Origin of the sequence: Klebsiella sp. GB_Kp056 (assembly GCF_040064755.1) — a bacterium.
In the GTDB taxonomy this organism is placed as follows: Bacteria; Pseudomonadota; Gammaproteobacteria; order Enterobacterales; family Enterobacteriaceae; genus Klebsiella; species Klebsiella quasipneumoniae.
In genome coordinates, this window is record NZ_JBEAJA010000061.1 from 42,713 (window position 1) to 65,418 (window position 22,706).

General features: G+C 57.9%; 19 protein-coding genes and 3 pseudogenes. 7 read left to right on the forward strand and 15 right to left on the reverse strand.

The annotated features are described in order from the left end of the window. Nucleotides 1–68: 68 nt before the first annotated feature. The 4 genes from ABLV52_RS21400 to soxR all read right to left on the reverse strand — a co-directional run bounded on the left by ABLV52_RS21400 (nt 69) and on the right by soxR (nt 4,989). On the reverse strand, nt 69–1,715 hold the full coding sequence (locus ABLV52_RS21400) for a Na+/H+ antiporter (protein ID WP_004206334.1): 1,647 nt from the start codon (nt 1,713–1,715) through the stop codon (nt 69–71). A gap of 147 nt (nt 1,716–1,862) precedes the next feature. Next, nucleotides 1,863–3,212, reverse strand: a complete 1,350-nt coding sequence (locus tag ABLV52_RS21405; protein WP_004206333.1) for an NCS2 family permease — start codon at nt 3,210–3,212, stop codon at nt 1,863–1,865. 390 nt (nt 3,213–3,602) lie between these two features. Further along, nucleotides 3,603–4,271, reverse strand: a complete 669-nt coding sequence (locus tag ABLV52_RS21410; protein ID WP_023291647.1) for a glutathione S-transferase — start codon at nt 4,269–4,271, stop codon at nt 3,603–3,605. 259 nt (nt 4,272–4,530) lie between these two features. After that, complete coding sequence (gene soxR, locus ABLV52_RS21415; RefSeq protein WP_004206331.1) at nt 4,531–4,989, reverse strand: redox-sensitive transcriptional activator SoxR; 459 nt, start codon at nt 4,987–4,989, stop codon at nt 4,531–4,533. Nucleotides 4,990–5,073: 84 nt separating this feature from the next. Between soxR and soxS the strand changes: the two genes are divergently transcribed. Beyond that, nucleotides 5,074–5,403, forward strand: coding sequence for a superoxide response transcriptional regulator SoxS (gene soxS / locus ABLV52_RS21420; RefSeq protein ID WP_023291646.1), 330 nt, complete (start codon nt 5,074–5,076; stop codon nt 5,401–5,403). On the opposite strand, the gene ABLV52_RS21425 is transcribed toward soxS, so the two are convergent. After that, nucleotides 5,388–6,992 carry an EAL domain-containing protein gene (locus tag ABLV52_RS21425; protein ID WP_023291645.1) on the reverse strand — a complete coding sequence of 535 codons (1,605 nt, stop codon included), beginning with the start codon at nt 6,990–6,992 and terminating at the stop codon, nt 5,388–5,390. The genes soxS and ABLV52_RS21425 overlap by 16 nt on opposite strands. A 508-nt stretch (nt 6,993–7,500) precedes the next feature. Here ABLV52_RS21425 and ABLV52_RS21430 point away from each other — a divergent pair. Continuing rightward, on the forward strand, nt 7,501–7,782 hold the full coding sequence (locus tag ABLV52_RS21430; RefSeq protein WP_002885064.1) for a YjcB family protein: 282 nt from the start codon (nt 7,501–7,503) through the stop codon (nt 7,780–7,782). Nucleotides 7,783–7,828: 46 nt separating this feature from the next. On the opposite strand, the pseudogene ABLV52_RS21435 reads toward ABLV52_RS21430, so the two are convergent. Beyond that, a pseudogene (locus ABLV52_RS21435) lies at nt 7,829–8,068 on the reverse strand (ABC transporter permease); the annotation flags it as partial. On the opposite strand from ABLV52_RS21435, the pseudogene ABLV52_RS21440 reads away from it, so the two are divergent. Beyond that, nucleotides 8,068–8,172: pseudogene (locus tag ABLV52_RS21440) on the forward strand (LacI family transcriptional regulator); the annotation flags it as partial. The pseudogenes ABLV52_RS21435 and ABLV52_RS21440 sit on opposite strands and share 1 nt — an antisense overlap. 9 nt (nt 8,173–8,181) lie before the next feature. Then, nucleotides 8,182–8,439, forward strand: a pseudogene (locus tag ABLV52_RS21445) (inositol monophosphatase family protein); the annotation flags it as partial. A gap of 27 nt (nt 8,440–8,466) precedes the next feature. On the opposite strand, the gene iraM reads toward ABLV52_RS21445, so the two are convergent. Both iraM and ABLV52_RS21455 read right to left on the reverse strand, forming a co-directional pair. After that, the gene (iraM, locus tag ABLV52_RS21450; RefSeq protein ID WP_032454568.1) at nt 8,467–8,820 is read right to left on the reverse strand and encodes an anti-adapter protein IraM; all 354 of its coding nucleotides are present in this window, start codon (nt 8,818–8,820) and stop codon (nt 8,467–8,469) included. 269 nt (nt 8,821–9,089) lie between these two features. Next, on the reverse strand, nt 9,090–10,037 hold the full coding sequence (locus ABLV52_RS21455; RefSeq protein ID WP_182962812.1) for a LysR family transcriptional regulator: 948 nt from the start codon (nt 10,035–10,037) through the stop codon (nt 9,090–9,092). Between the two features lie 122 nt (nt 10,038–10,159). Here ABLV52_RS21455 and ABLV52_RS21460 point away from each other — a divergent pair, with 122 nt between their 5' ends. After that, the gene (locus tag ABLV52_RS21460) at nt 10,160–11,326 is read left to right on the forward strand and encodes an L-dopachrome tautomerase-related protein (RefSeq protein ID WP_348890913.1); all 1,167 of its coding nucleotides are present in this window, start codon (nt 10,160–10,162) and stop codon (nt 11,324–11,326) included. 287 nt (nt 11,327–11,613) lie between these two features. Next, nucleotides 11,614–13,194 (forward strand): lytic transglycosylase F, encoded by a 1,581-nt coding sequence (locus ABLV52_RS21465; protein ID WP_032454565.1) that lies wholly within the window; start codon nt 11,614–11,616, stop codon nt 13,192–13,194. Between the two features lie 128 nt (nt 13,195–13,322). Here ABLV52_RS21465 and ssb1 read toward each other — a convergent pair whose 3' ends face one another. Further along, complete coding sequence (gene ssb1 / locus ABLV52_RS21470; RefSeq protein ID WP_251327838.1) at nt 13,323–13,847, reverse strand: single-stranded DNA-binding protein SSB1; 525 nt, start codon at nt 13,845–13,847, stop codon at nt 13,323–13,325. Nucleotides 13,848–14,101: 254 nt separating this feature from the next. Here ssb1 and uvrA point away from each other — a divergent pair, with 254 nt between their 5' ends. Continuing rightward, a complete protein-coding gene (gene uvrA, locus ABLV52_RS21475; protein WP_348890914.1) occupies nt 14,102–16,927 on the forward strand; it encodes an excinuclease ABC subunit UvrA in 2,826 nt (941 codons plus the stop codon). Here the strand turns inward: uvrA and ABLV52_RS21480 are convergent, their stop codons facing one another. The 6 genes from ABLV52_RS21480 to dnaB form a co-directional block, all read right to left on the reverse strand. Next, on the reverse strand, nt 16,928–17,284 hold the full coding sequence (locus tag ABLV52_RS21480) for an MmcQ/YjbR family DNA-binding protein (protein ID WP_023291634.1): 357 nt from the start codon (nt 17,282–17,284) through the stop codon (nt 16,928–16,930). Between the two features lie 3 nt (nt 17,285–17,287). Further along, nucleotides 17,288–17,704, reverse strand: a complete 417-nt coding sequence (locus ABLV52_RS21485; RefSeq protein ID WP_004206303.1) for a secondary thiamine-phosphate synthase enzyme YjbQ — start codon at nt 17,702–17,704, stop codon at nt 17,288–17,290. Between the two features lie 131 nt (nt 17,705–17,835). Then, nucleotides 17,836–18,549 (reverse strand): acid phosphatase AphA, encoded by a 714-nt coding sequence (gene aphA / locus ABLV52_RS21490; RefSeq protein WP_004151745.1) that lies wholly within the window; start codon nt 18,547–18,549, stop codon nt 17,836–17,838. A gap of 191 nt (nt 18,550–18,740) precedes the next feature. Then, nucleotides 18,741–19,934 (reverse strand): aromatic amino acid transaminase, encoded by a 1,194-nt coding sequence (tyrB, locus tag ABLV52_RS21495; protein WP_032454560.1) that lies wholly within the window; start codon nt 19,932–19,934, stop codon nt 18,741–18,743. A gap of 177 nt (nt 19,935–20,111) precedes the next feature. Next, nucleotides 20,112–21,191 carry an alanine racemase gene (gene alr, locus ABLV52_RS21500; RefSeq protein ID WP_348890915.1) on the reverse strand — a complete coding sequence of 360 codons (1,080 nt, stop codon included), beginning with the start codon at nt 21,189–21,191 and terminating at the stop codon, nt 20,112–20,114. Nucleotides 21,192–21,222: 31 nt separating this feature from the next. Continuing rightward, complete coding sequence (gene dnaB, locus ABLV52_RS21505; RefSeq protein ID WP_002884942.1) at nt 21,223–22,638, reverse strand: replicative DNA helicase; 1,416 nt, start codon at nt 22,636–22,638, stop codon at nt 21,223–21,225. Nucleotides 22,639–22,706 lie beyond the last annotated feature (68 nt).

Consider the following 22,706-nt stretch of genomic DNA (forward strand, 5'->3'; position numbering starts at 1 on the left):
CAGCTGCCCGCGGGCACACGTGCGTTACGAGAGATCACCCGGCGGCGCTACGCCACCGGGTCTGACGATCACTGATCTTCGATCAACAGCGCTTCCAGCAGGTCGAGGTCGTGCAGCAGCTTCTGCAGCGTCTCGTTACTGATCTGCCGGGTGGCGCGCAGATGGTACAGCTCACCGCGCTCAGAGCGCAGCGCCGCCAGGCGGAAGCGCCGCTCCAGGCTCTCTTCGAGCATCGAGGTTTCCACATCGTTACGACCATCGGCGCGGCGGCGCAGGTTACCGATCACCCGCGAACTGACTTCGGTCAGCAGCTGGTTATCGATATTCTCTTTAGTATCCGCCGCCAGCCGCTCTTCCATCTTCTGGATCGCCACAATCGCCACGTCCGCCGTCGCCGCGCGCGCCAGACGCTCCTCTTTCCGCTGCTGCACATTATCGCTCGATTCAATGTGGCGCAGCAGGATCGGTAGCGCAATCACCCCAACGAACAACGAGAACAGGATCACCCCGGCGGCGAGGAAAATCAGCTCATAGCGCGCCGGAAAGACATTCCCGTCCGGCAGTAGCAGCGGAATAGAGAGCACACCGGCGAGGGTAATCGCCCCGCGCACCCCGGCAACGGAGGAGATCAGCAGCTCGCGCGTGGTCCAGGAGCCAAACTCCATCGGTTTCTTCTTCAGGAAGCGCTGGCTAAGCTTACGCATCGACCACAGCCAGCCAAAACGCACCAGCATCAGCGCGGCATAGATCAGGATGATGTCGGTAAACAGCATCCAGGTCTCGACATTGGGGTCGGCTTCCGCCGCCACCAGCGAGCTGGAGAGGATATCCGGCAGCTGCAGGCCCAACAGCAGAAACACCATGCCGTTAAAGACAAACTCCAGCATCGCCCAGGTGCTGTTGGCGCGCAGGCGCATCGCCAGCGGCGCGGTACGCATCACGCCGGAACGGGTGATGGTCATCCCTGCCGCCACCGCCGCCAGAATGCCGGAGACGCCGATATGTTCGGCAATCAGATAGGAGGCAAACGGCAGCAGGAACAGCAGGACGATCTGCGTGGCGGGCTCGTCACCGCCCCAGCGGCTGAGGAAGCGCATCGAGCGGCCATACGACCAGCTCACCACAAACCCGGCCAGCACGCCGCCAATCGCCACTTTCAGAAACTCGACGGTGGCGCCGCCGACGGTAAAGACCATGGTGCCCATCGCCACCGCGACGGCAAACTTGAGCGAGACCAGGCCGGAGGCGTCGTTCATCAGCGCCTCACCCTGCAAAATACCCATGATTTTTTTCGGTATCCGCCCTTCCCCGACGATACCCGAAAGCGCCACGGCATCGGTCGGCGACAGCACGGCCGCCAGCGCGAACGCCGGGATCAGCGGAATGCCCGGCACAATCCAGTAGATCAGAAAGCCGATGCCGACCACCGTCACGACCACCAGCGCCAGCGCCAGGCCGAGGATCTCGCGCCCGTGCTCAATGAATTCGCGAGTTGGCGTTTTCCAGCCGTCGGCGAACAACAGCGGCGGGATAAACAGGACCAGAAACAGCTCTGGATCAAATTCAACATGCAAACCAAAGGTCGGCCACGCCAGAAGCGCGCCAATGGCGATTTGCATCAGTGGGAGTGGAACCTGAAAGGGCAGTACGCGCGTCACTACCCCGGAGAGTGAGACCACAAGGGTCATGATGAGGATGGTAAAGAATATTTCCATGTGTTCCCTGTTTGCTGCGTTTTCTTTTATACCTGTGAGGCGTCTTGCCTTTGAATCATACGCTACCCAGATTAACGCAAATGGAAACAGGATGTGGCTTAAAAATAAAACGGGCGGCCTGAGCCGCCCGTGAGGAGCACAAAGGGTTTAAATCGCCCACCCGCCGGCGTAGAACACCACCAGCGCCACAGCGATAATCACCGTGCCGAGGTTCAGCTTGCGCCACTCGCCGGAGACCAGACGGCCGATCACCAGGGTCGCGAAACCGATCATGATGCCGGTCACGATGTTGCAGGTCAGCACGATAAACACCGCGGTGATCAGGCCAGCCATCGCGTCAACAAAGTCATTGAAATCGATCTTCGCCACGTTGCTCAGCATCAGCAGGCCGACGTACATCAGCGCCGGCGCGGTCGCGTAGGCCGGCACCAGATAAGAGAGCGGAGAGAGGAACAGGATCAGCAGGAACAGGACCCCTACCGTCACCGCGGTCAGGCCGGTTTTACCGCCGGCTGCCGTACCCGCCGCCGATTCGATATACACCGCCGCCGGCGCCGCCCCGACTAAGCCAGAGAAGACGCTGCTCAGGGAGTCGGTGGTCAGCGCTTTACCGCCGTTGATGATCTGTCCGTCTTTGTCCAGCAGGTTCGCCTGACCGGCCACCGCGCGGATGGTGCCGGTGGCGTCAAAGACCGCCGTCATCACCAGGGCCAGTACGCTGGGCAGCACGACCGGATTCAGCGCGCCGACAATATCCAGACTGCCAATCAGCGAGTTGCCCTGGTCATCGCTCAGGGATGGCATGGCGAAAATCCCGGAGAAATGGACGTTAGGATCGAAAATCAGGCCGACAATCGACACGCCGATAATGGTCAGCAGGATACCGCCCGGTACCTTCATTTTTTCCAGACCGATGATCACCGCGAGGCCAATCAGCGACATTACCACCGGGAAGCTGTCAAAGTTCCCCAACGCCACCGGCAGACCGTCCAGCGGATTTTTGATCACCAGGCCAACGCCATTGGCGGCAATCAGCAGCAGGAACAGACCGATCCCGATCCCGGTACCGTGGGCCACGCCCTGCGGCAGGTTGCGCAAGATCCAGCTGCGGATGCCAGTTGCCGAGATCACCGTAAACAGGACGCCCATCAGGAATACCGCGCCGAGCGCCACCGGAATACTGATGTGCTGCCCCAGCACCAGGCTGAAGGCGGTGAAAGCGGTCAACGAGATAGCGCAGCCGATGGCCATCGGCAGGTTTGCCCATAATCCCATCGCCAGCGAGCCAACGCCCGCCACCAGACAGGTAGAAACAAACACCGCGGCCGGCGGGAAACCCGCTTTTCCGAGCATGCCCGGCACCACGATGACGGAGTACACCATTGCCAGAAAGGTAGTAAGACCTGCAACAATCTCCTGACGCACGGTGCTACCGCGCGCCGAAATTTTAAACCAGGCGTCTAATGAACCGCCGGTACGCGCTGAAGGCGTAGACATAGAAAACTTCCCCTGAAAATTTTTATTGTTCGTTGATATGCGTGGTGGACCTTCCACTGCCAGTTAAACGCGATCTCCTTGTACCGAATCGCAGCGCCAGGGGGGCCGCAAAAAAGCAAACGTTTAACTCCGCGCATACACTACGGTGTGTCAACCTTATCAACTCCCCCCGGCTAGCAGAAAAAAGAGGGAGTAAAACAGAAAGGCAAACGATTATCCGGCCTTTAGATAACCCTTTTCAACCGATGTTTATCGTATTTCGCTAAATTTCGCTTATGACGAACAGAAAATAACCAGCCGATGCGCAAACGTTATCGTCCATGCGCAATCCGCTAACAATTTTTTAGTGAGTTGCTTTCATTTAGCCGCGTCATCGGATCCGCTGATACTTCAGGCGCCGGGTAAGGTGAAGGGGCCGCCGCGCTCGATAGCCCGCTGCCAGGCCGGGCGCTGCTCCACCCGCTGTCGCCAGGCCTCAATATGGCGAAGATCATGCATGCCGCCGCGGGCCAGCAGCGCCATCACCGGGAAGCTCATCTGGATATCGGCCATGCTCAGCCGATCGCCGGCAAACCATGGCCGCGTGGCAAGATGGTCGTCAATGAACCGCGCATGGGTGGCCAGCTGAGGATCGAGCCACGCTTTCTGTATACCTTTGCCCAGCAGCGAGCCCAGCGAGCGGACGCCAAAGGGCACCGGGGGTTTGCCGAGGCTGGCGAACACCAGCTTCATTAACAGCAGCGGCATCAGCGAGCCTTCGGCATAGTGCAGCCAGAAGCGGTATTGCAGTTTGTCATCCGCGCCCTGTGGCTTCAGCAGCCCATCGCTGTCCCAGCTCTCCTGCAAATACTCAAGGATCGCTCCGGACTCCGCCAGCACATAGCCGTTATCTTCCAGCACTGGCGATTTACCCAGCGGGTGGATTTTCTTCAATGCCGCTGGCGCCAGCATCGACTTTTCCCGCTGATAGCGGACTATCTGATAAGGCAGCTGTAGCTCCTCCAGCGCCCACAGTACGCGTTGCGATCGTGACTGATTAAGATGATGTACCGTCAGCATGGGCCTCTCCCGTGGTTTGTTCAAATTAACTATAGGAACAGGCGCTGATTGCCGGGAAAATTTCGGCAAAATAGTGAGGAAAAAACGGCGGCAGATGCCATAGTTAAAGTGTCGACGCAAACCGGAACCTCCATCAACAGATTGCGCAATACTGAGGGACGTCGACGTCGGGGGAAACCCTCTCGTGAACCAACGAGATAATGCGAAAGACCAAGACCGGAAAACAACTAAAGCGCCCAGTTGTGGCGCTTTAGTTTTATCACTCCTCCTCCAGCAGTCGGGCGCCGGTCCCCTCTTCCCCCAGTTTATCGCCCGGGTTGCGTAGCGGGCAGTCGCGCCGCGATAAACAGCCGCAGCCGATACAGCCGTCGAGCTGGTCGCGCAGCGCCGTCAGGGTGTGGATACGCCGGTCCAGCTCCTCGCGCCACTGGGATGACAGCATTTTCCACTCTTTTGCGCTGAGATTGTGCCCTTCCGGCAGCACGCCAAACGCGTCGCCGATGGTGGCCAGCGGGATGCCGATACGTTGCGCAATTTTGATAATCGCCACCGCGCGCAGGACATCGCGCCGGTAGCGCCGCTGATTGCCGGCATTCCGCTGGCTGTGGATCAGCCCTTTACTCTCATAAAAATGGAGGGCCGAGACCGCCACGCCGGTTCGTTTTGCCACTTCCCCGGGCGTCAGCAGCATTTTGATGCGGGGTGATTTCTTTTCCATAAAGCGCTTTACCTCAAGTTAACTTGAGGAATTATACTCGCCCGCAGACAAAACGACGAATCGAGAATTGAGAGAGGCCGCTTTATGTCCCATCAGGATATTATTCAAACACTGATTGAATGGATTGATGAACATATCGATCAACCACTTAACATTGATGTAGTCGCCAGAAAGTCAGGATACTCGAAGTGGTACCTGCAGCGGATGTTCCGCACCGTGATGCATCAGACGCTGGGGGATTATATTCGTCAGCGCCGTCTGCTGCTGGCGGCGGAGGCGTTGCGAACCACCCAGCGGCCGATCTTTGATATCGCCATGGATCTGGGCTACGTCTCGCAGCAAACCTTCTCGCGGGTCTTCCGCCGGGAGTTCGACCGCACCCCCAGCGACTACCGCCATCAGATCTCCGCGTGACGCGACGGCTGAGGCACGTTCACGGGCGCGGGCGCATTGGCTAACCACTGCATAAACTCCCGCGCCGGCATCGCTTTCGCAAACAGCCAGCCCTGGCAATACTGCACGCCGCGCTTGTAGAGCCAGCTTACCTGCTCAGGCGTCTCCACGCCTTCCGCGATAGTCTTTAGACGCAACCCCCGCGCCATCTCGATGATGTGTTCGGCAATCAGGTGGCTGGTGTTGTTGGTGGTCAGCGTATCAACGAAGGTTTTATCGATTTTAAGGATATCGACGTTCAGGGCGTGCAGATTATGCAGATTCGAATAGCCGGTGCCGAAATCATCGATGGCAATTTCATAGCCCGCTTCGCGGAACGCCTGAATCACCGGCGTGGTCTTCGGTACGTCGATAAACCCCCGCTCGGTTACTTCGATTTTGATCTGCCCGATACAGACCGCATAGCTGCGCGCTTTCTCACTGATCTGTGAAATCAGCCGCGCCGAGTGGAAGTCCGACGCAGAGAGATTGATCGCCACGTACAGCTGCGGATGGCTGGCAAGAAACTCTCCCATTTCGTAAAACAGCTCATCCACCACGTAGTCCGTCACCTGGGCAATCATGCCTTCATTTTCCGCCAGTGGAATAAACTCCGCCGGGTTCATCACCGGACCGTCAAACCCTGGCCAGCGCAGCAGCGCTTCCGCCCCGACGCAGCGGTTATTTTTAATATCGATAATCGGCTGGTAGTGCAGGCGCAGCTGGCGGCAGCTCAGAGCCCGCTGCAGCATATTGCGCGGCGAGTGATACTGACGGCGGGTGCGCGACCACACCAGCACCAGTAAAATACTGCAGATGATCCCCAGCGGCAGCGTCAGGCTGGCCTGGTCACAAAAGTTGTGATAATAGCTGGCCCGCGAGGTGGACATAATGACGGCGATCGGCCGGATAGCAGAGCGGGCTATCGTATACACCCGGCCATTCTGATTAAAAAAGGTATCGCCTTCGCGAATTAACGCATGGAGCTCCGCGGGCTCGACATTGTTACTAACCGAGAAAAAGAGGTTGGTTTTGGTATCGAACACGCCATAGGCTAAATCGCGATCGCTGGCGATCACTGAGCTGAACGAGAAGGGATTGACCACCACCACATAGGGCCCCTTCTGCATATAATTCATAGCAAAGCCGGGATAAAACGGCGTGTCCCGGTAATAGTAAATCGCGACATCCGGCTTTTTGGTGTAATTGGCCGCCGGCATCCGCCAGCCGGTTTGCTGATGAACGGACGTTGAACAGATAAAGCGCTGGCCGTTAGCGTAGATCAGATCTTCCACATACAGCAGGCCGCGAACGATATGCAATAAATAACGCTGATGGTCCGCTGAGCACAGCTCCCCGCGATACTGGCTGGCTTTCGCCCGGGCCTGATCCGCTTCGCGGATGACCATTTCCGTTTTTTGCAGCGCCAGCTGCGAAAATGAGTGTAATTGATCAATGGTTTCGGCTTTTGCCCGCAGTTGGGCAAACCACAATGCCAGTACCACTGGCAATAAAATAACCAAACCCGTTCCGATGAGCCTTAGCGCCTTATGCGGCGTACTGTCACCCATTTACGCTTACATCCATGCGATATGCCTTAATTAAGGTAGCCCAAACACGTTAGCAATCGCGACTGTGATAGACATCAGCCGATTTCCGCCAGCCCTCACGGGCGTCAGCTTTACCACTGACAGGGAAGAATAATACTTATTTATCAGGTATTCGGAAGATATTCCGCCAAGATTAAGAATAGACGCGCTTCTGACTCGGTTTCTCCGTGTAATAAACAAGAACAAGTAATAAAACCCGCAGAATAATAATCATTAGCAAGAGAATGAAAATAAGATCATCAGGGGTTACTTACCAATATCCACATAAATAGCAGTGTTATTAAGCGCAGCGAAAGCTCATTTTTTGACTGGTGAATAAAGCGCCAAGTGTGATATAGTTCACACAAGTTGATGAAACAGAAATGGCGTTTCATCACTCTCTAGTACGCCAGTTGAGACCAGAGCGCTATGCCATCGTCAGTCGCGCCAGGTCGTCCATGGCTCCCCGACTTTCTTTGAGGACAGGTTAATGGCTTCCATTACTACCAGTGTTGTGTTGTTGCGCTGGCCCCTGGTGAGCGCGGTACTGATGTTTCTTGCCAGTTCACTGAATATCCAACTTCGCAAAAGCGATTATGCCGGTCTGGCGGTGATCTGCAGCTGCCTCGGCCTTGCCGCCGCCTGCTGGTTCGCCACCGGTTTGCTCGGCATCACCCTGCTCGATATTGCCAAAATCTGGGGCAATATCAAAGATGTGATGATTGAAGTCATGAGTCAGACACCGCCAGAATGGCCAATGATGATGACCTGAGGTAAAAAAGCTTCCCACCGGGAAGCTTTTTCGTTTTCTGCAGCCCTTATTTCCCCAGCTTCGCCATCATCTCCGGACGCATAAATTTATGGATCACCACCATAAAGAGCAGCGATGGCGCCAGCAAAATCAGCGCGGTAATCGACGAGACCTGATAGTTACCCGACATGCTGGCGTTATTGAGCAGCAGCGGTAGCGTAGTGACATCCGGCGCCCCGACGAAAAAGGTGCCGGTAAACTCATCCAGCGACTCCAGAAAAACAAAGATGCTGGCGGCAACGATCCCCCGGGGTGGATTATGTCTGCTCTGATAACGCCGCCGGCGCCGAACTGGCCGCTAACCAGCTGTTGCGCAGCGGCTGGCTCAATACTCTCCCTTCCACCTGGGCCATCACCCCCCTGCTCGACGCCGGCCTGGAATATCGCCGCTTCGGCGCGGGCGCCCTGATGCTGGCGCATGTCGCCGCCGGCCAGCTCCATGCCTATTATGAAGCGCATATGAACAGCTGGGACGCGCTGGCAGGCATGCTGTCGATTGAGGAGGCGGGCGGAACGTGCAATGCGTTTCTCGCCAATGAGGGGCTACGGCGAGGTAACCGCGTGCTGGCCGGCTGCGCAGGCGTCCAGCCACGACTGGCCGCCCTGCTGGAGAAATGACGCTACACCGCCCCCGGCGTGGCCTGACTACCGCCAGGTTTCGCTGCGGGAAATATTATTCGGGCAGCGCTTAATCGCGCAAAAGGACTGGTAAAAACAGGAGTCAGACCGCTCGCCGCCGGCATGGTACGGGCACGATGGCCGCTCGCGTAATATTTCCCACTGCGCCTCGTCGTACACCGCAATATTGTAGATTTTTAATGAATGATACTGGTCATTAATTAAAACTCTTGAGGAATAGAGCTTCATTGTCTCGCCGGGCAGCAGGATCACATCGGCCTCGTACCACATAATAAATTTTAAGAAACGCAGGCTGGATATCGCCGAAAAGGCGATGCCGGATTGCGGGCAGATCAGGGTATTAAGAATAGTCCATTTCATATTCCTTCCTTATATAAATGCTACAAATTGTTACCGTATATAGTGATAGCATTCATTAATATAAACTGCAAGCATCCCTGACAATTATGTGACTTAAGACAATTCCTAACAACATACTCCATTATTAGTAACGTTTACTTTTCGTCGAGAGATTAATGATTAGACCCTATAAAAACAGAAACAAATCAACCTAAAAGAAGAAAATACAATAAAAAATAAGATTAAATAAAAATAACTGACAATATGTATTAGTCCCTTTGGATGAGCCTTCATCCATTCGTATCAGACGATGTGGCGCTGAGCGTCGCCAAAGCTTCCGCCGGCAGGGTCAGCAGCGCAATCAACGCCCGTGCGGCGGCTGACTGGCTTTTATGCGGCGGGTAAACGACCGAGAAAGGCCGTGAGCGTCCGGCGAATGCCGGAAGCACTGGGACCAGCTCCCCACGCGCCACCGCCTCCTGCACAATAAACGCATAGCTCTGGCAGATCCCCGCCCCTGCGAGGGCCAACGAGACTACCCCGAGCACATCATCAGAAACATGCAGGGAGGAAGGCGGTAGCCAGTTAATATCCCGGTCATTTTCACGAAATACCCATTCCGCAACTTTTCCCGTCGCCGGCAAAATAAATGTCAGGCATGAATGATGGCGCAAATCGGCTATTTTATTGAGCGGTTGCGTCGTAGAGCGTAAATAAGCCGGCGAGGCCACCAGACATAGCCCGGCATCCTCCAGTTTTTTTGCCACCAGACCACTGTCGGGTAAATGTCCCTGGCGCACCACCAGGTCGAAACCTTCGGCGATAATATCGACATTACGGTTGGTCATATTCAGCTCAATCTGTACGTCGGGATGTAATTGACGGAACAGCGCCAGGCGCGGCGGCAGACGGTAGTGTCCCCAGGTGGTGGGTACGCTCAGCTTTACGCGTCCGGACAGAGACCCTTTTTGCCCCTGCGCCTCCCGTTCGGCATTATCCAGCACCTCAAATGCCTGGCGGACCTGAATCAGGTAAGCATTTCCGGCCTCAGTCAGGCTGATCCGCCGGGTGGAACGGCGCAGAAGCTGACATCCCAGGCGCGTCTCAAGACGGGTGACGGCCCGGCTGAGCACCGACGGCGTTGACGATAGCGCCACCGCGCCGGCGGTAAATGACCCGCGCTCGGCCACAGCCAGAAACACTTCCACATCCGAAAGATAATCAAACCGCCGGGCCATTTGGTTCTCCAGAGAACAAATGATTGTCATTCCCGGCATCTTATCTTCGCCAGGGGAATTAATAAAATCCTTTACCAGAGCTAACCAACCCTCTCTCGTTTTTCTGCTTCCTGGAGACCATAATGCATCGTTTTTCACTTGTTATTCTCGGCCTACTGTCCCTGGGACAGAACGCGCTGGCGGCAGGAGCCGACGCCCCCGCCCATTTAGCGCTCTGGCGCAGTTATGCCGGGGTAACCTGGGAGCAGCGCGTCGATGCGCGCTCCGTCAATGCCCCCATCGCGGGCTTGCATTTTGACGCCGCTGGCCGGGCGTTTGTCAGTACCCCACGCCTGATCTCGCCCCAGGCGCCCGCTACGCTCAGCCTGCTCGATACCGCGTCGCTGAGCGGCCCCGCACGCCTTACCGCCTTTCCATCCACCGAGGCGAACAGCATCAGCGCCGATCCCCGCACGCACCTGCGCAATGTGCTGGGCTTTTATGTCGACCACCGCAACGGCTGGCTGTGGGCATTAGATCAGGGCTTTGTCGCCGGCGAAAAGACGGCGCCGCCGGAGGCGCAAAAGATCATGATTTATGCGCTCAGCGACGGCAAACTGGTGCAGCGTATTCCGCTCGACAGCGTTGCCGATCGTGAAGGGAGCTTTCTTAACGATATTGTGGTCGATGAAGCGCGCCGGGTCGCCTATATCGCCGACAGCGGCCTGCGCAGCGCGCCGGATAACCAGGCCGGACTGATCGTTGTGGATGCTCAGCGTGGGACGGTTCGCCGGGTACTGAATAAGCACCCGGCGCTGATGCCGGTTGCCGGCCTGCAGGTGACGTCCCATGGGGAAACCGTCTGGCCGGGCAATCCCATTATTCTGGGCATCAACGGTATCGCGCTGTCACCGGACCAGGAAACCCTCTACTGGACGGTCACCACCGGCACCACGGCGCGGACCATCGCCACCGCCGCGCTGCGCGATCCCGCCATGAGCGAACGACAACTCGCCGCCGCCATCCGTACAGCGGGTGAGGTCGGCGGGAATAGCGATGGCATCGTGGTCGATAAGCATGGCGCGCTCTATATCACCGATGTGACCCATAACGGTATTGTCCGGTATCGCCCGCAGAGCGGACAGTTCACCCTGCTGGCCGCTGACGAGCGCGTATACTGGCCCGATACGCCGACTATCGGCCCGGACGGCGCGGTAATGTTCACCGCCAGCCATTTAAACCAGCACTTTGCTCAGGCGGTAAAACCGGGCGAAGAGAAATATACCATCTGGAAAGTGGTGCAGCCCTGATCCACACAGCAGGCAGGCCCAACGGGCCTGCCTGGGGTTTATTCAACCGCAATAATATCTGCCGATAATTAACGCAAACGGAAGCCTTATGACTGGCCCTGAAATATCATCAGATCTTCCTTCTTCGCTATTCTCTTTTCCCTTCCTGCATAGCCAAATAATAATAATCTGCCGAACGATACTCGGCGGCATGTTCAGGTTTATCAGCGTTATTTTCCTGTTATTGAATCCGGCTAACGGCAGCCGTTCTGCTAAAATAAGCCTATTCCCCTGCGGAGTGTTCCTCCATGAACGCCAACTTGCTATCACGCCTGTTTATCGCCTGGCTCACCTGCCTCGCGACGCTGTTATTCGCCCCTATCCTGCTTGCGGCGGAGGCGGAAAAAGCGCCGCCGGTGGCAACCGAAGACAACACGCTGTCGATCCATATCGACGACATGCTGCAGCCGTGGAAAGGCGATCTGCCTGGCATGCTTGATCGGCGCACCATCCGGGTATTAACCACCTACAGCAAGACCTTCTTTTTTATTGATAAGGGAACCCAACGCGGAGCGACGCACGACATTTTCATGGCGCTGGAAAACGATCTGAATAAACAGCTGGCCAGGGATAAAAAGCTGAAACAGCGCCACCTGAAGCTGCATATCGTTTTCGTGCCGGTCAGCCGGGATAATCTCTTCACCGCGCTCAACGAAGGTAAAGGGGATATCGTCGCCGCCAACCTGACCATCACTCCGTCGCGGGAAGCCCAGGCCGCTTTCGCTCAGCCGCTCTACAGCGGCGTCAAAGAGTTGCTGATCTCCGGCCCGGCGTCGCCAAAGGTCGACAGCCTGGAGCAGCTCTCCGGTCAAACGGTCTTTGTTCGCCGCTCCTCCAGCTATTACGACAGTCTGCAAGCGCTGAACGCCCGATTTGCCAGTGAGTCAAGACCGCCGGTTACCCTGGAAGCGGCGCCGGAAGCGCTGGAGGATGAAGATCTGCTGGAAATGCTCAACGCCGGGCTGGTGCCGTTGATCGTCGTCGATCAGCATAAAGCTGTTTTCTGGAAACAGGTGTTTCCGAAAATCCAGGTCCATGACAACGTGGTGCTGCGTGACGGCGGCAACATTGCGTGGGCGGTACGCCAGGACAGTCCGCAGCTGCTGGCGCTGCTGAACAACTTTGTGAAAAAGAATCGTCAGGGCACCACGCTGGGCAATACTCTCCTGCTGCGTTACCTGAAAAACGCTAAATATGTCAAAAATGCCGCAGCGAGTCAGGAACGGCGCAAGTTCCTCGCCATGGTGGACGTCTTCCGTAAATATGGCGATCGCTACGATGTCGACTGGCTGCTGATGGCGGCCCAGGGATACCAGGAGTCGCGGCTGAACCAGTCGGTTCGAAGCCACGTCGGCGCCGTCGGGGTGATGCAGGTGATGCCCAGCACCGGAAGAGAGCTGAAGGTGGGCGATATTAAACAGCTGGATCCCAACATTCATGCTGGCGTGAAATATATGCGCTGGATGATAGATCGATACTATGCTGATGAGCCCATGACCCGGCTGGATAAAGCGCTATTTACCTTTGCTTCCTACAACGCCGGTCCAGCGCGTATCGCCCGCCTGCGCACCATGACCAAACAGCGCGGGTTTGATCCAAACGTCTGGTTCGGTAATGTCGAAAATCTGGCGGCAGAAAAAATCGGCGCGGAAACGGTGACCTACGTCAGCAATATCTATAAGTATTACATCGCCTATCGGCTGATCGTCGATGACATGGCCCGCAAACAGAAAGCGACGGCCGCGCCGCGGCAAAGGCCAGCGACACAGCCCGCCGCACCGCAGCCAGGCGTGGCGACGCCCGCAACCGCTCAGGTGCCCGCGGCCTGAAGCGCTCGCGATCCGCGATCAGTGGTCAAAACGACTCCTGAGGCGGTGGTGGAATAATCATAAAAAAAGCCCCGGCGAAACCGGAGCTTTCTGTTTTAACTACGCGAATGTTACGTCTAAGGCAAGCCTTAGAACGGAATATCGTCGTCGAAGTCCATCGGCGGTTCGTTGGAAGGCGCTGCCGGAGCCTGCTGCTGCGGACGGGACTGCGCGCCGCCGCTGAACTGGTTGCCGCTCTGCGGCTGCTGAGGCTGACCCCAACCGCCCTGCTGCTGGCCGCCGCCTGCCGGTGCGCCGCCGCCCTGACGGCCGCCCAGCATCTGCATGGTGCCGCCAACGTTCACCACCACTTCAGTGGTGTATTTGTCCTGACCGGATTGATCGGTCCACTTGCGGGTACGCAGCTGGCCTTCAATGTACACCTGAGAGCCTTTACGCAGGTACTCACCAGCGACTTCCGCCAGTTTGCCGAACAGCACAACGCGGTGCCATTCAGTCTGCTCTTTCATTTCGCCGGTCTGCTTGTCACGCCAGGATTCGGAAGTTGCCAGCGTGAAGTTGGCGACTGCGCCGCCACTTGGCATGTAGCGTACTTCCGGGTCCTGCCCCAGATTACCGACGAGAATCACCTTGTTTACGCCTCTGCTGGCCATGATCGAATCTCCTGAATAATACGTTTTGTATAAGTGTAAACCGGGAATTCTAACACCACAAAGGGACAATTTGATAGCTGCTAAGCCAATTCCAGAAAACATGCCGCCGCTATGCAAATTTTCACACGCTTCCCGCAGCGCCATTCCAATACTGTATATCCAGACAGGTTAAATTGTGTCATAATTAGCCGTTTCTGCCGTTTGTCCTTCAAGCAAACCAGGCAATCCGTGTATCTACCTACCGGGAAAGGTGAATGGATAAGATCGAAGTTCGGGGCGCCCGCACCCATAATCTCAAAAACATCAACCTCGTTATCCCGCGCGACAAACTCATTGTCGTCACCGGGCTTTCCGGGTCTGGCAAATCTTCACTGGCTTTCGACACCCTGTATGCCGAAGGCCAGCGTCGCTACGTCGAATCGCTCTCCGCCTATGCGCGACAGTTCCTGTCGCTGATGGAGAAGCCGGACGTCGACCATATCGAAGGGCTGTCGCCGGCGATTTCCATCGAACAGAAATCAACCTCTCACAACCCCCGCTCGACGGTGGGTACTATTACCGAAATTCACGACTACCTGCGTCTGCTGTACGCCCGCGTCGGCGAGCCGCGCTGTCCGGACCACGATGTGCCGCTGGCGGCGCAGACCGTCAGCCAGATGGTCGATAACGTCCTCGCCCAGCCGGAAGGCCTGCGTCTGATGCTGCTGGCGCCCATTATTAAAGAGCGTAAGGGCGAGCACACCAAAACCCTGGAAAACCTCGCCAGCCAGGGCTATATCCGCGCACGGATCGACGGCGAAGTCTGCGATCTCTCGGATCCGCCGAAGCTGGAGCTGCAGAAGAAACACACCATCGAGGTGGTGATCGACCGCTTCAAGGTCCGCGACGATCTGGCGCAACGTCTGGCCGAGTCGTTCGAAACCGCGCTGGAGCTCTCCGGCGGTACCGCCATCGTGGCCAATATGGATGATGCGAAAGCGGAAGAACTGCTGTTTTCCGCCAACTTCGCCTGCCCGATCTGCGGCTACAGCATGCGCGAGCTGGAGCCGCGCCTGTTCTCCTTCAACAACCCGGCGGGCGCCTGCCCGACCTGCGACGGCCTCGGCGTGCAGCAATATTTCGACCCCGATCGCGTGGTGCAAAATCCGGAGCTGTCGCTGGCGGGCGGCGCCATCCGCGGCTGGGATCGGCGTAACTTCTACTACTTCCAGATGCTGAAGTCGCTGGCGGAGCACTACAAGTTCGACGTCGAAGCGCCGTGGGGCACTCTCAGCGCCAGCGTGCAGAAAGTGGTCCTGTACGGTTCCGGTAAAGAGAATATTGAATTCAAATACATGAACGACCGCGGCGACACCTCGGTACGCCGCCATCCGTTCGAAGGCGTGCTGCATAACATGGAGCGCCGCTACAAAGAGACGGAATCCAGCGCGGTGCGCGAAGAGCTGGCGAAGTTCATCAGCAATCGCCCGTGCGCCAGCTGCGACGGTACGCGTCTGCGCCGCGAGGCGCGCCACGTGTTTGTGGAAAACACCCCGCTGCCGACCATTTCCGATATGAGCATCGGCCACGCGATGGACTTCTTCAACAATCTGAAACTCTCCGGCCAGCGGGCGAAAATCGCCGAAAAAGTGCTGAAAGAGATTGGCGATCGCCTGAAGTTCCTCGTCAACGTCGGCCTCAACTACCTGACGCTCTCCCGTTCGGCGGAAACGCTCTCCGGCGGCGAGGCCCAGCGTATCCGTCTGGCGAGCCAGATTGGCGCCGGACTGGTTGGCGTGATGTACGTCCTGGATGAGCCCTCCATCGGCCTGCACCAGCGCGATAACGAGCGCCTGCTCGGGACCCTGATCCACCTGCGTAATTTAGGCAACACGGTGATCGTCGTTGAGCATGACGAAGACGCCATTCGCGCCGCCGACCATGTGATCGATATCGGCCCTGGGGCTGGGGTCCACGGCGGCCAGGTGGTGGCGGAAGGGCCGCTGGAGGCCATTATGGCCGTCCCGGAATCCCTGACCGGCCAGTTCATGAGCGGCAAGCGCAAAATTGAAGTGCCGAAGCAGCGCGTGCCCGCCGATCCGGAGAAAGTCCTCAAACTGACCGGCGCGCGCGGCAACAACCTGAAAGACGTGACGCTGACTCTGCCGGTGGGCCTGTTTACCTGCATCACCGGCGTCTCCGGCTCGGGTAAATCAACGCTGATCAACGATACCCTGTTCCCGATTGCCCAGCGTCAGCTTAACGGGGCGACCATCGCCGAACCGGCGCCGTATCGCGATATTCAGGGGCTGGAGCACTTCGATAAAGTCATCGATATCGACCAGAGCCCGATCGGCCGTACGCCGCGCTCCAACCCCGCGACCTATACCGGGGTGTTTACGCCGGTGCGCGAGCTCTTCGCCGGGGTGCCGGAATCACGTTCCCGCGGCTATACGCCGGGTCGTTTCAGTTTTAACGTCCGTGGCGGTCGCTGCGAAGCCTGCCAGGGCGACGGAGTGATCAAGGTCGAAATGCACTTCCTGCCGGATATCTACGTACCGTGCGACCAGTGCAAAGGTAAGCGCTATAACCGCGAAACGCTGGAGATTAAGTACAAGGGCAAAACCATCCACGAAGTGCTGGATATGACCATTGAAGAAGCGCGCGAGTTCTTTGATGCCGTACCGGCGCTGGCGCGTAAGCTGCAAACCCTGATGGATGTCGGCCTGACCTATATCCGTCTCGGCCAGTCGGCGACGACGCTGTCCGGCGGCGAGGCGCAGCGCGTGAAGCTGGCGCGCGAGCTGTCCAAGCGCGGTACCGGCCAGACGCTGTATATCCTCGATGAGCCAACCACCGGTCTGCACTTCGCCGATATCCAGCAGCTGCTGGAAGTGTTGCACCAGCTGCGCGATCAGGGCAATACCATCGTGGTGATTGAGCACAACCTCGACGTGATAAAAACTGCCGACTGGATTGTCGATCTCGGCCCGGAAGGCGGCAGCGGCGGCGGCGAAATTCTGGTTTCCGGTACGCCGGAAACCGTCGCTGAGTGCGAAGCCTCGCACACCGCGCGCTTCCTGAAGCCGATGCTGAAATAATTAGCGGGAAAGCTGCTGCCGGACCGGCTCCGGCAGCATTTTCACCGCCTGCTGGTAAGACGCATCGACCAGGTAGTAGATTTGCGAATCCGGCAGCGAGCCATCCAGAAAGACGGTGCTCCAGTGTGCTTTATTGAGATGCTTGCTGGGCCGGACGTCGCGATGCTGCTGCCGCAGGAGCTCCGCCAGCTCCGGACTCGCCTTCAACGCAACCGCCGGCCGCTGGTCTTCGACCTCCTTCACCATGGCAAACAGCACGTCCGAGACCTTAATTTGCGTGGCTTTCCAGTCGCTGTGGACGCTCTGCTCTGCTCCCGGCTTCGCCATGCAGTACTGCAATAACTCCGAAATTGTCATCTTTTATTCCCCCATGAGCGTCGCAACGATGTGCCGCGAACCGCCGTGTATCCGATGCTCCCCCAGCCAGATGCCCTGCCAGGTCCCCAGCCTGACGCGTCCGTCCTCGACCGGCAGCATCAGCGACACGCCAAGCATCGATGATTTGATGTGCGACGGCATATCGTCAGGGCCTTCATAATCATGTTCGTACGGCGCATTGTCCGGCACGGCGTTGAGAAAATACTGCTCCATGTCATACCGGACGGTGGGATCGCAGTTTTCGTTGAGCGTCAGGGAAGCGGAAGTATGCTGGAGCAGGAGGTGTAGCAGGCCGACCTTCACCCCGGACAGCCCGCGGATCTGGCCGAGGATTTCGTCGGTGACCAGATGAAAACCACGGGATTTGGGCCCAAGCGTCAGGGTTTGCTGATACCACATCATCGACTCCTTTTTGCGAATGAATCCCTCTAAGTGTGCAGCAATACGTGAAAAGGTAAAACCTTCCACCCCGGATTTTGCATAAAAAAACGGCAGCGTCACCGCTGCCGTTTATCCCGTTCAGGCGCCCATCAGTATTCGGAATTGACGATCACTTCTTCGCCCAGCGCGCCGGCCATCGGCAGCGGCTTGTAGGAGGAGTTGGCGGCGCGCAGCACGCGGATCCCGCGGGCGCCCGCCTCGCGGGCAGCGGTAATGTCGTTATCCGAGTCGCCATAGAAAACCTTTATCTGCTTCGCCTGCAGCCACTGGGTCTTGGTGTTCTGACCCGGCTTATCGCCAGCGAAAATTACCGGGTTCATATTGGCGGCCGGGATGAGGAAATCATCCTGCAGGGTTTTAGAAACGGTTTCTGTTTTGGTCTGGCTGCGGCCGGTGACGAACCAGATGCTGTCGCCACGCTTCACATGCATGGCAATCAGCTGGCGCGCCACCTCTTTTGGCATGCTGAATTCGTCCCAGCCGTTGTTCATTTTTTCCCAGAACTGCGGGTTTTTCAGGTAATCCTCACTGCCGGGGGAGAAGGTTTTTTGCCCGCGCCAGAAACCGGGACTGGAGAAGAGGACGGTGTCATCGATATCAAAACCGACGGCCATCGGCGGGCGCCCCAGCAGGCTGTTCTCAATTTGCGCCACCGAAACCCAGTGGATCGGCGCCTGCTCGGCCAGCTGGGCCACGTTGGTACCGACCCACAGCGGCTGCGGCGTGGAGGCGCGCGCCACGACGGCGCTGTTCAGCGTGAACAGGAGAGAGGCCGCCGCAAGGGCGAGAGTAAGTTTGCGCATATTTATCCCTAAATCTATCAATCATTATTGTTTTCAATAATGTGCATGCTTAGTAACGTCCCGACCTTACCCGCAGGCGGCAGGGATGAAAAGCCTTTTTCGCGCAGATGTCATAGAAAAAGAGGATGATCACAATCAGAGGGGGTTGCCCCTGCCCGTTGACCGGCAGAGACAACCTGCTGGAGAGCGGCTTACATTACCGCGGCAAAGGCTTTCGCTACCTGCTGAACATTACGTGAGTTTAACCCCGCCACGCACATACGTCCGCTGGCAATCAGGTAGACGCCAAACTCGTCGCGCAGGCGATCCACCTGCGCCGCGCTAAAGCCGGTGTAGCTGAACATCCCGCGCTGCTTGAGCAGATAATCCACTTTGCTGCCCGGAGCAACCTGCTGCAGCGCGTCGACCAGCGCCTGACGCATGGTCAGGATATGCGCGCGCATGGCGTCCACTTCCGCCTGCCAGGTGGCTTTCAGCCCGGCATCGTTCAGCACTGTCGCCACCACCTGCGCGCCAAAGCTCGGCGGGCTGGAGTAGTTGCGGCGCACGGTGGCCTTCAGTTGGCCCAGCACGCGGCCTGCGGTTTCACTGTCTTCACAGACCACCGACAGGCCGCCGACGCGCTCCCCGTACAGGGAGAAAATTTTGGAGAAAGAGTTGCTGACCAGCATCGGCATCCCGGCGCTGGCGATGGCGCGAATGGCGTAGGCATCCTCTTCCAGCCCTGCGCCAAAGCCCTGGTAGGCAATGTCGAGGAACGGGATCAGCTGACGCGCTTTCAGGATCTCCACCACACGATCCCACTGTTCCGGCGTCAGGTCGGCGCCGGTCGGGTTGTGGCAGCAGGGGTGCAGCAGCACAATGTCGCGCGCCGGCAGCGTTTGCAGCGTCGCCAGCAGCGCTTCAAAGCGCACGCCGTTGGTGGCTTTATCAAACCAGGGGTAAGTACTTACTTCGAAGCCAGCCCCTTCAAATATGGCGATGTGGTTTTCCCAGGTCGGGTCACTGACCCAGACATGAGACTCAGGAAAGTAGCGTTTGAGGAAGTCGGCCCCGACCTTCAGCGCGCCCGAACCGCCGACCGTCTGAATGGAGGCGATGCGGTTTTGCTTAAGCGCGGTATGCTCTGCGCCAAACAGCAGCGGGGCAATCACCTGGCGGTAGCCGCTCAGCCCTTCCATCGGCAGATACAGCGAGGCGCCGTGCGGCTCGGCGTTCAGGCGCGCTTCCGCTTCCGCCACCGCCTGCAGCTGCGGGATAATGCCGTCATCGTTGTAATACAGCCCGATACTCAGGTTGACTTTGTCGCTTCGCGGGTCTTCTTTGAAGCGTTCCATCAGAGAAAGAATTGGGTCGCCGGCGTAGGCGTCAACTTTTTGAAACACGCGATGTATCTCCAGGTTTACATAGGGCAGGTTCTTACACAATAAACCGGATATGACGGCAGGTCGAGAGGATGTTGAGGGGAAAGTGACTGCGCAGCGGTATAAACCGCTTTTTTGTCCGCGGCTATACCGATTGCGTACCGGACCAGCGTCTGAGCTATCCGGTACAAACGAGGCTCAGTCGAGGTATTTCATGGCGACGCGGGAGGTCAGTCGCGTAATAAGTTCGTAAGCGCTCACTTTCGTTATCTCGGCGATGCGCTCTACCGGGAGTCCCTCTCCCCACAGCACCGCCGCGTCGCCGGCTTTATCCTCGGCCTGCGGGCCGAGGTCAACACAGATCATATCCATCGCCACCCGGCCGACAATCGGCACTTCGCGGCCATTGACCAGCACTGGGGTGCCCGACGGCGCGGCGCGCGGATAACCGTCGCCATAGCCCATCGCGACCACGCCGAGCCGAGTGTCGCGTTCGCTGATCCAGGTGCCGCCGTAGCCGACGGGCTCCCCTGCTTTATGCTCGCGCACGGCAATCAGGCTGGACGTCAGGGTCATCACCGGCTGACAGTCAAAATCTTTCCCGGTGGAGCGATCGTCCAGCGGCGACACGCCATACAGGATAATGCCCGGACGCACCCAGTCATAATGCGACTGCGGCCACAGCAGGATGCCGCCCGAGGCGGCAATAGAGCGCCATCCCGGCTTGCCTTCGGTAAAGGTGGTGAAGATATCCAGCTGCCGTTCGGTGGCGCCGCAGGTCGGCTCATCGGCGCGGGCGAAGTGGCTCACCACGTTGACCGGCTGGCGGACGTTTTTGCACTGGCTCAGACGCTGATAAAACGCCTCAGCTTCCTCCGGGCGCACCCCTAAGCGATGCATACCGGTATCCAGTTTCATCCACACGGTTACCGGCTCGGGGAGATCGGCTTGCTCCAGCGCCGCCAGCTGTTCGGGGCTATGCACCGCCGTATGCAGACGCTGAGCGGCGATCACCGCCAGGTCTTCCGCCGCAAAAAAGCCTTCCAGCAGGAGGATCGGCTGGGCGATCCCCCCCGCTCGCAGGCGCAGCGCCTCTTCCAGGCGGGCGACGCCAAAAGCGTCGGCGTCGGTCAGCGTTCGCGCGGTCTCAAGAAGACCGTGTCCGTAGGCGTTCGCTTTCACCACCGCAACCAGTTTGCTGGCAGGCGCCAGTTCACGCAGACGTTGCAGGTTGTGTCGCAGAGCGCGGCGGTTGATAACTACAGTTGCCGCTTGCATTTGAATTCCTTAATTAAAGAAGGAGAAAGGATTACTCATCATCATACTGAGGGCCAGCATAATTATCGAAACGCGACCACTGGCCGTTGAAGGTCAGTCGCACGGTGCCGATCGGGCCGTTACGTTGTTTACCAATGATAATTTCCGCGATGCCCTTCAGATCGCTGTTCTCGTGATAGACCTCATCACGGTAAATGAACATGATTAAGTCGGCATCCTGTTCGATAGAGCCGGACTCACGCAGGTCGGAGTTGACCGGACGTTTATCAGCACGTTGTTCCAGCGAGCGGTTCAGCTGCGACAGCGCCACCACCGGCACCTGCAGCTCTTTGGCCAGCGCCTTCAGCGAGCGGGAGATTTCGGCGATCTCGAGGGTACGGTTGTCGGAGAGCGACGGCACGCGCATCAGCTGCAGGTAGTCGATCATAATCAGCCCGATGCCGCCGTGCTCGCGAGCGATACGCCGCGCGCGGGAACGCACTTCCGTCGGCGTCAGGCCGGAGGAGTCATCGATATAGATGTTACGTTTTTCCAGCAGAATGCCCATGGTGCCGGAGATCCGCGCCCAGTCCTCATCGTCCAGCTGACCGGTACGAATGCGGGTCTGATCGACGCGCGACAGCGAGGCCAGAGAACGCATCATGATCTGTTCCGAGGGCATCTCGAGACTGAAGATGAGTACCGGCTTGTCCTGCAGCATTGCTGCGTTTTCCACGAGGTTCATGGCGAAGGTCGTTTTACCCATCGACGGACGGGCGGCGACGATAATCAGATCCGACGGCTGCAGGCCGGCGGTCTTTTTGTTGAGGTCGTCGTAGCCGGTGTTGACCCCGGTAACGCCGTCGTGGGGCTGCTGGAACAGCTGTTCGATACGGGCGACGGTGGCGTCGAGGACATCGGCGATGTTTTTCGGCCCTTCGTCTTTATTGGCCCGGCTTTCAGCGATTTTAAAGACGCGGGACTCGGCGAGGTCGAGCAGATCTTCGCTGGTTCGCCCCTGCGGGTCGAAGCCGGCCTCGGCGATTTCATTGGCCACCGAGATCATCTCGCGCACGACTGCGCGTTCGCGCACGATGTCGGCATAGGCGCTGATGTTTGCCGCGCTGGGGGTATTTTTGGACAGTTCAGCCAGATAGGCGAAGCCGCCCACGCTGTCCAGCTGTCCCTGACGCTCCAGCGACTCCGCAAGGGTGATGAGGTCAATCGGGCTGCCCGACTCCTGCAGGCGCGCCATCTCGGTAAAGATATGACGATGCGGACGGGTATAAAAGTCGTCGGCAACGACGCGTTCGGCGACGTCGTCCCAGCGCTCGTTATCCAGCATTAAACCGCCCAACACCGACTGCTCCGCTTCAATCGAGTGCGGCGGGACTTTCAGCCCGGCGAGCTGCGGATCGCGTTCGCGGGTTTCTGTCTGTGGTTTGTTGAAGGGTTTATTTCCTGCCATAGCCTAACGTTTCACCGATACGGAAAAGAGCGTGACAGTATAGCGAGAAAGCCATTGCCGCTAAAGAA

Bases quoted from the DNA above. Each gene is read 5' to 3' on its own strand.
- soxR (WP_004206331.1), bottom strand. From the start codon at position 4,989: ATGGAAAAGAAATCACCCCGCATCAAAATGCTGCTGACGCCCGGGGAA.
- ABLV52_RS21460 (WP_348890913.1), top strand. From the start codon at position 10,160: ATGCATCGTTTTTCACTTGTTATTCTCGGCCTACTGTCCCTGGGACAG.
- ABLV52_RS21410 (WP_023291647.1), bottom strand. From the start codon at position 4,271: ATGCTGACGGTACATCATCTTAATCAGTCACGATCGCAACGCGTACTG.
- iraM (WP_032454568.1), bottom strand. From the start codon at position 8,820: ATGAAATGGACTATTCTTAATACCCTGATCTGCCCGCAATCCGGCATC.
- ABLV52_RS21455 (WP_182962812.1), bottom strand. From the start codon at position 10,037: ATGGCCCGGCGGTTTGATTATCTTTCGGATGTGGAAGTGTTTCTGGCT.
- ABLV52_RS21405 (WP_004206333.1), bottom strand. From the start codon at position 3,212: ATGTCTACGCCTTCAGCGCGTACCGGCGGTTCATTAGACGCCTGGTTT.
- ABLV52_RS21425 (WP_023291645.1), bottom strand. From the start codon at position 6,992: ATGGGTGACAGTACGCCGCATAAGGCGCTAAGGCTCATCGGAACGGGT.
- ABLV52_RS21400 (WP_004206334.1), bottom strand. From the start codon at position 1,715: ATGGAAATATTCTTTACCATCCTCATCATGACCCTTGTGGTCTCACTC.
- ABLV52_RS21430 (WP_002885064.1), top strand. From the start codon at position 7,501: ATGGCTTCCATTACTACCAGTGTTGTGTTGTTGCGCTGGCCCCTGGTG.
- aphA (WP_004151745.1), bottom strand. From the start codon at position 18,549: ATGCGCAAACTTACTCTCGCCCTTGCGGCGGCCTCTCTCCTGTTCACG.
- ssb1 (WP_251327838.1), bottom strand. From the start codon at position 13,847: ATGGCCAGCAGAGGCGTAAACAAGGTGATTCTCGTCGGTAATCTGGGG.
- alr (WP_348890915.1), bottom strand. From the start codon at position 21,191: ATGCAAGCGGCAACTGTAGTTATCAACCGCCGCGCTCTGCGACACAAC.
- soxS (WP_023291646.1), top strand. From the start codon at position 5,074: ATGTCCCATCAGGATATTATTCAAACACTGATTGAATGGATTGATGAA.
- ABLV52_RS21485 (WP_004206303.1), bottom strand. From the start codon at position 17,704: ATGTGGTATCAGCAAACCCTGACGCTTGGGCCCAAATCCCGTGGTTTT.
- uvrA (WP_348890914.1), top strand. From the start codon at position 14,102: ATGGATAAGATCGAAGTTCGGGGCGCCCGCACCCATAATCTCAAAAAC.
- ABLV52_RS21465 (WP_032454565.1), top strand. From the start codon at position 11,614: ATGAACGCCAACTTGCTATCACGCCTGTTTATCGCCTGGCTCACCTGC.
- dnaB (WP_002884942.1), bottom strand. From the start codon at position 22,638: ATGGCAGGAAATAAACCCTTCAACAAACCACAGACAGAAACCCGCGAA.
- ABLV52_RS21480 (WP_023291634.1), bottom strand. From the start codon at position 17,284: ATGACAATTTCGGAGTTATTGCAGTACTGCATGGCGAAGCCGGGAGCA.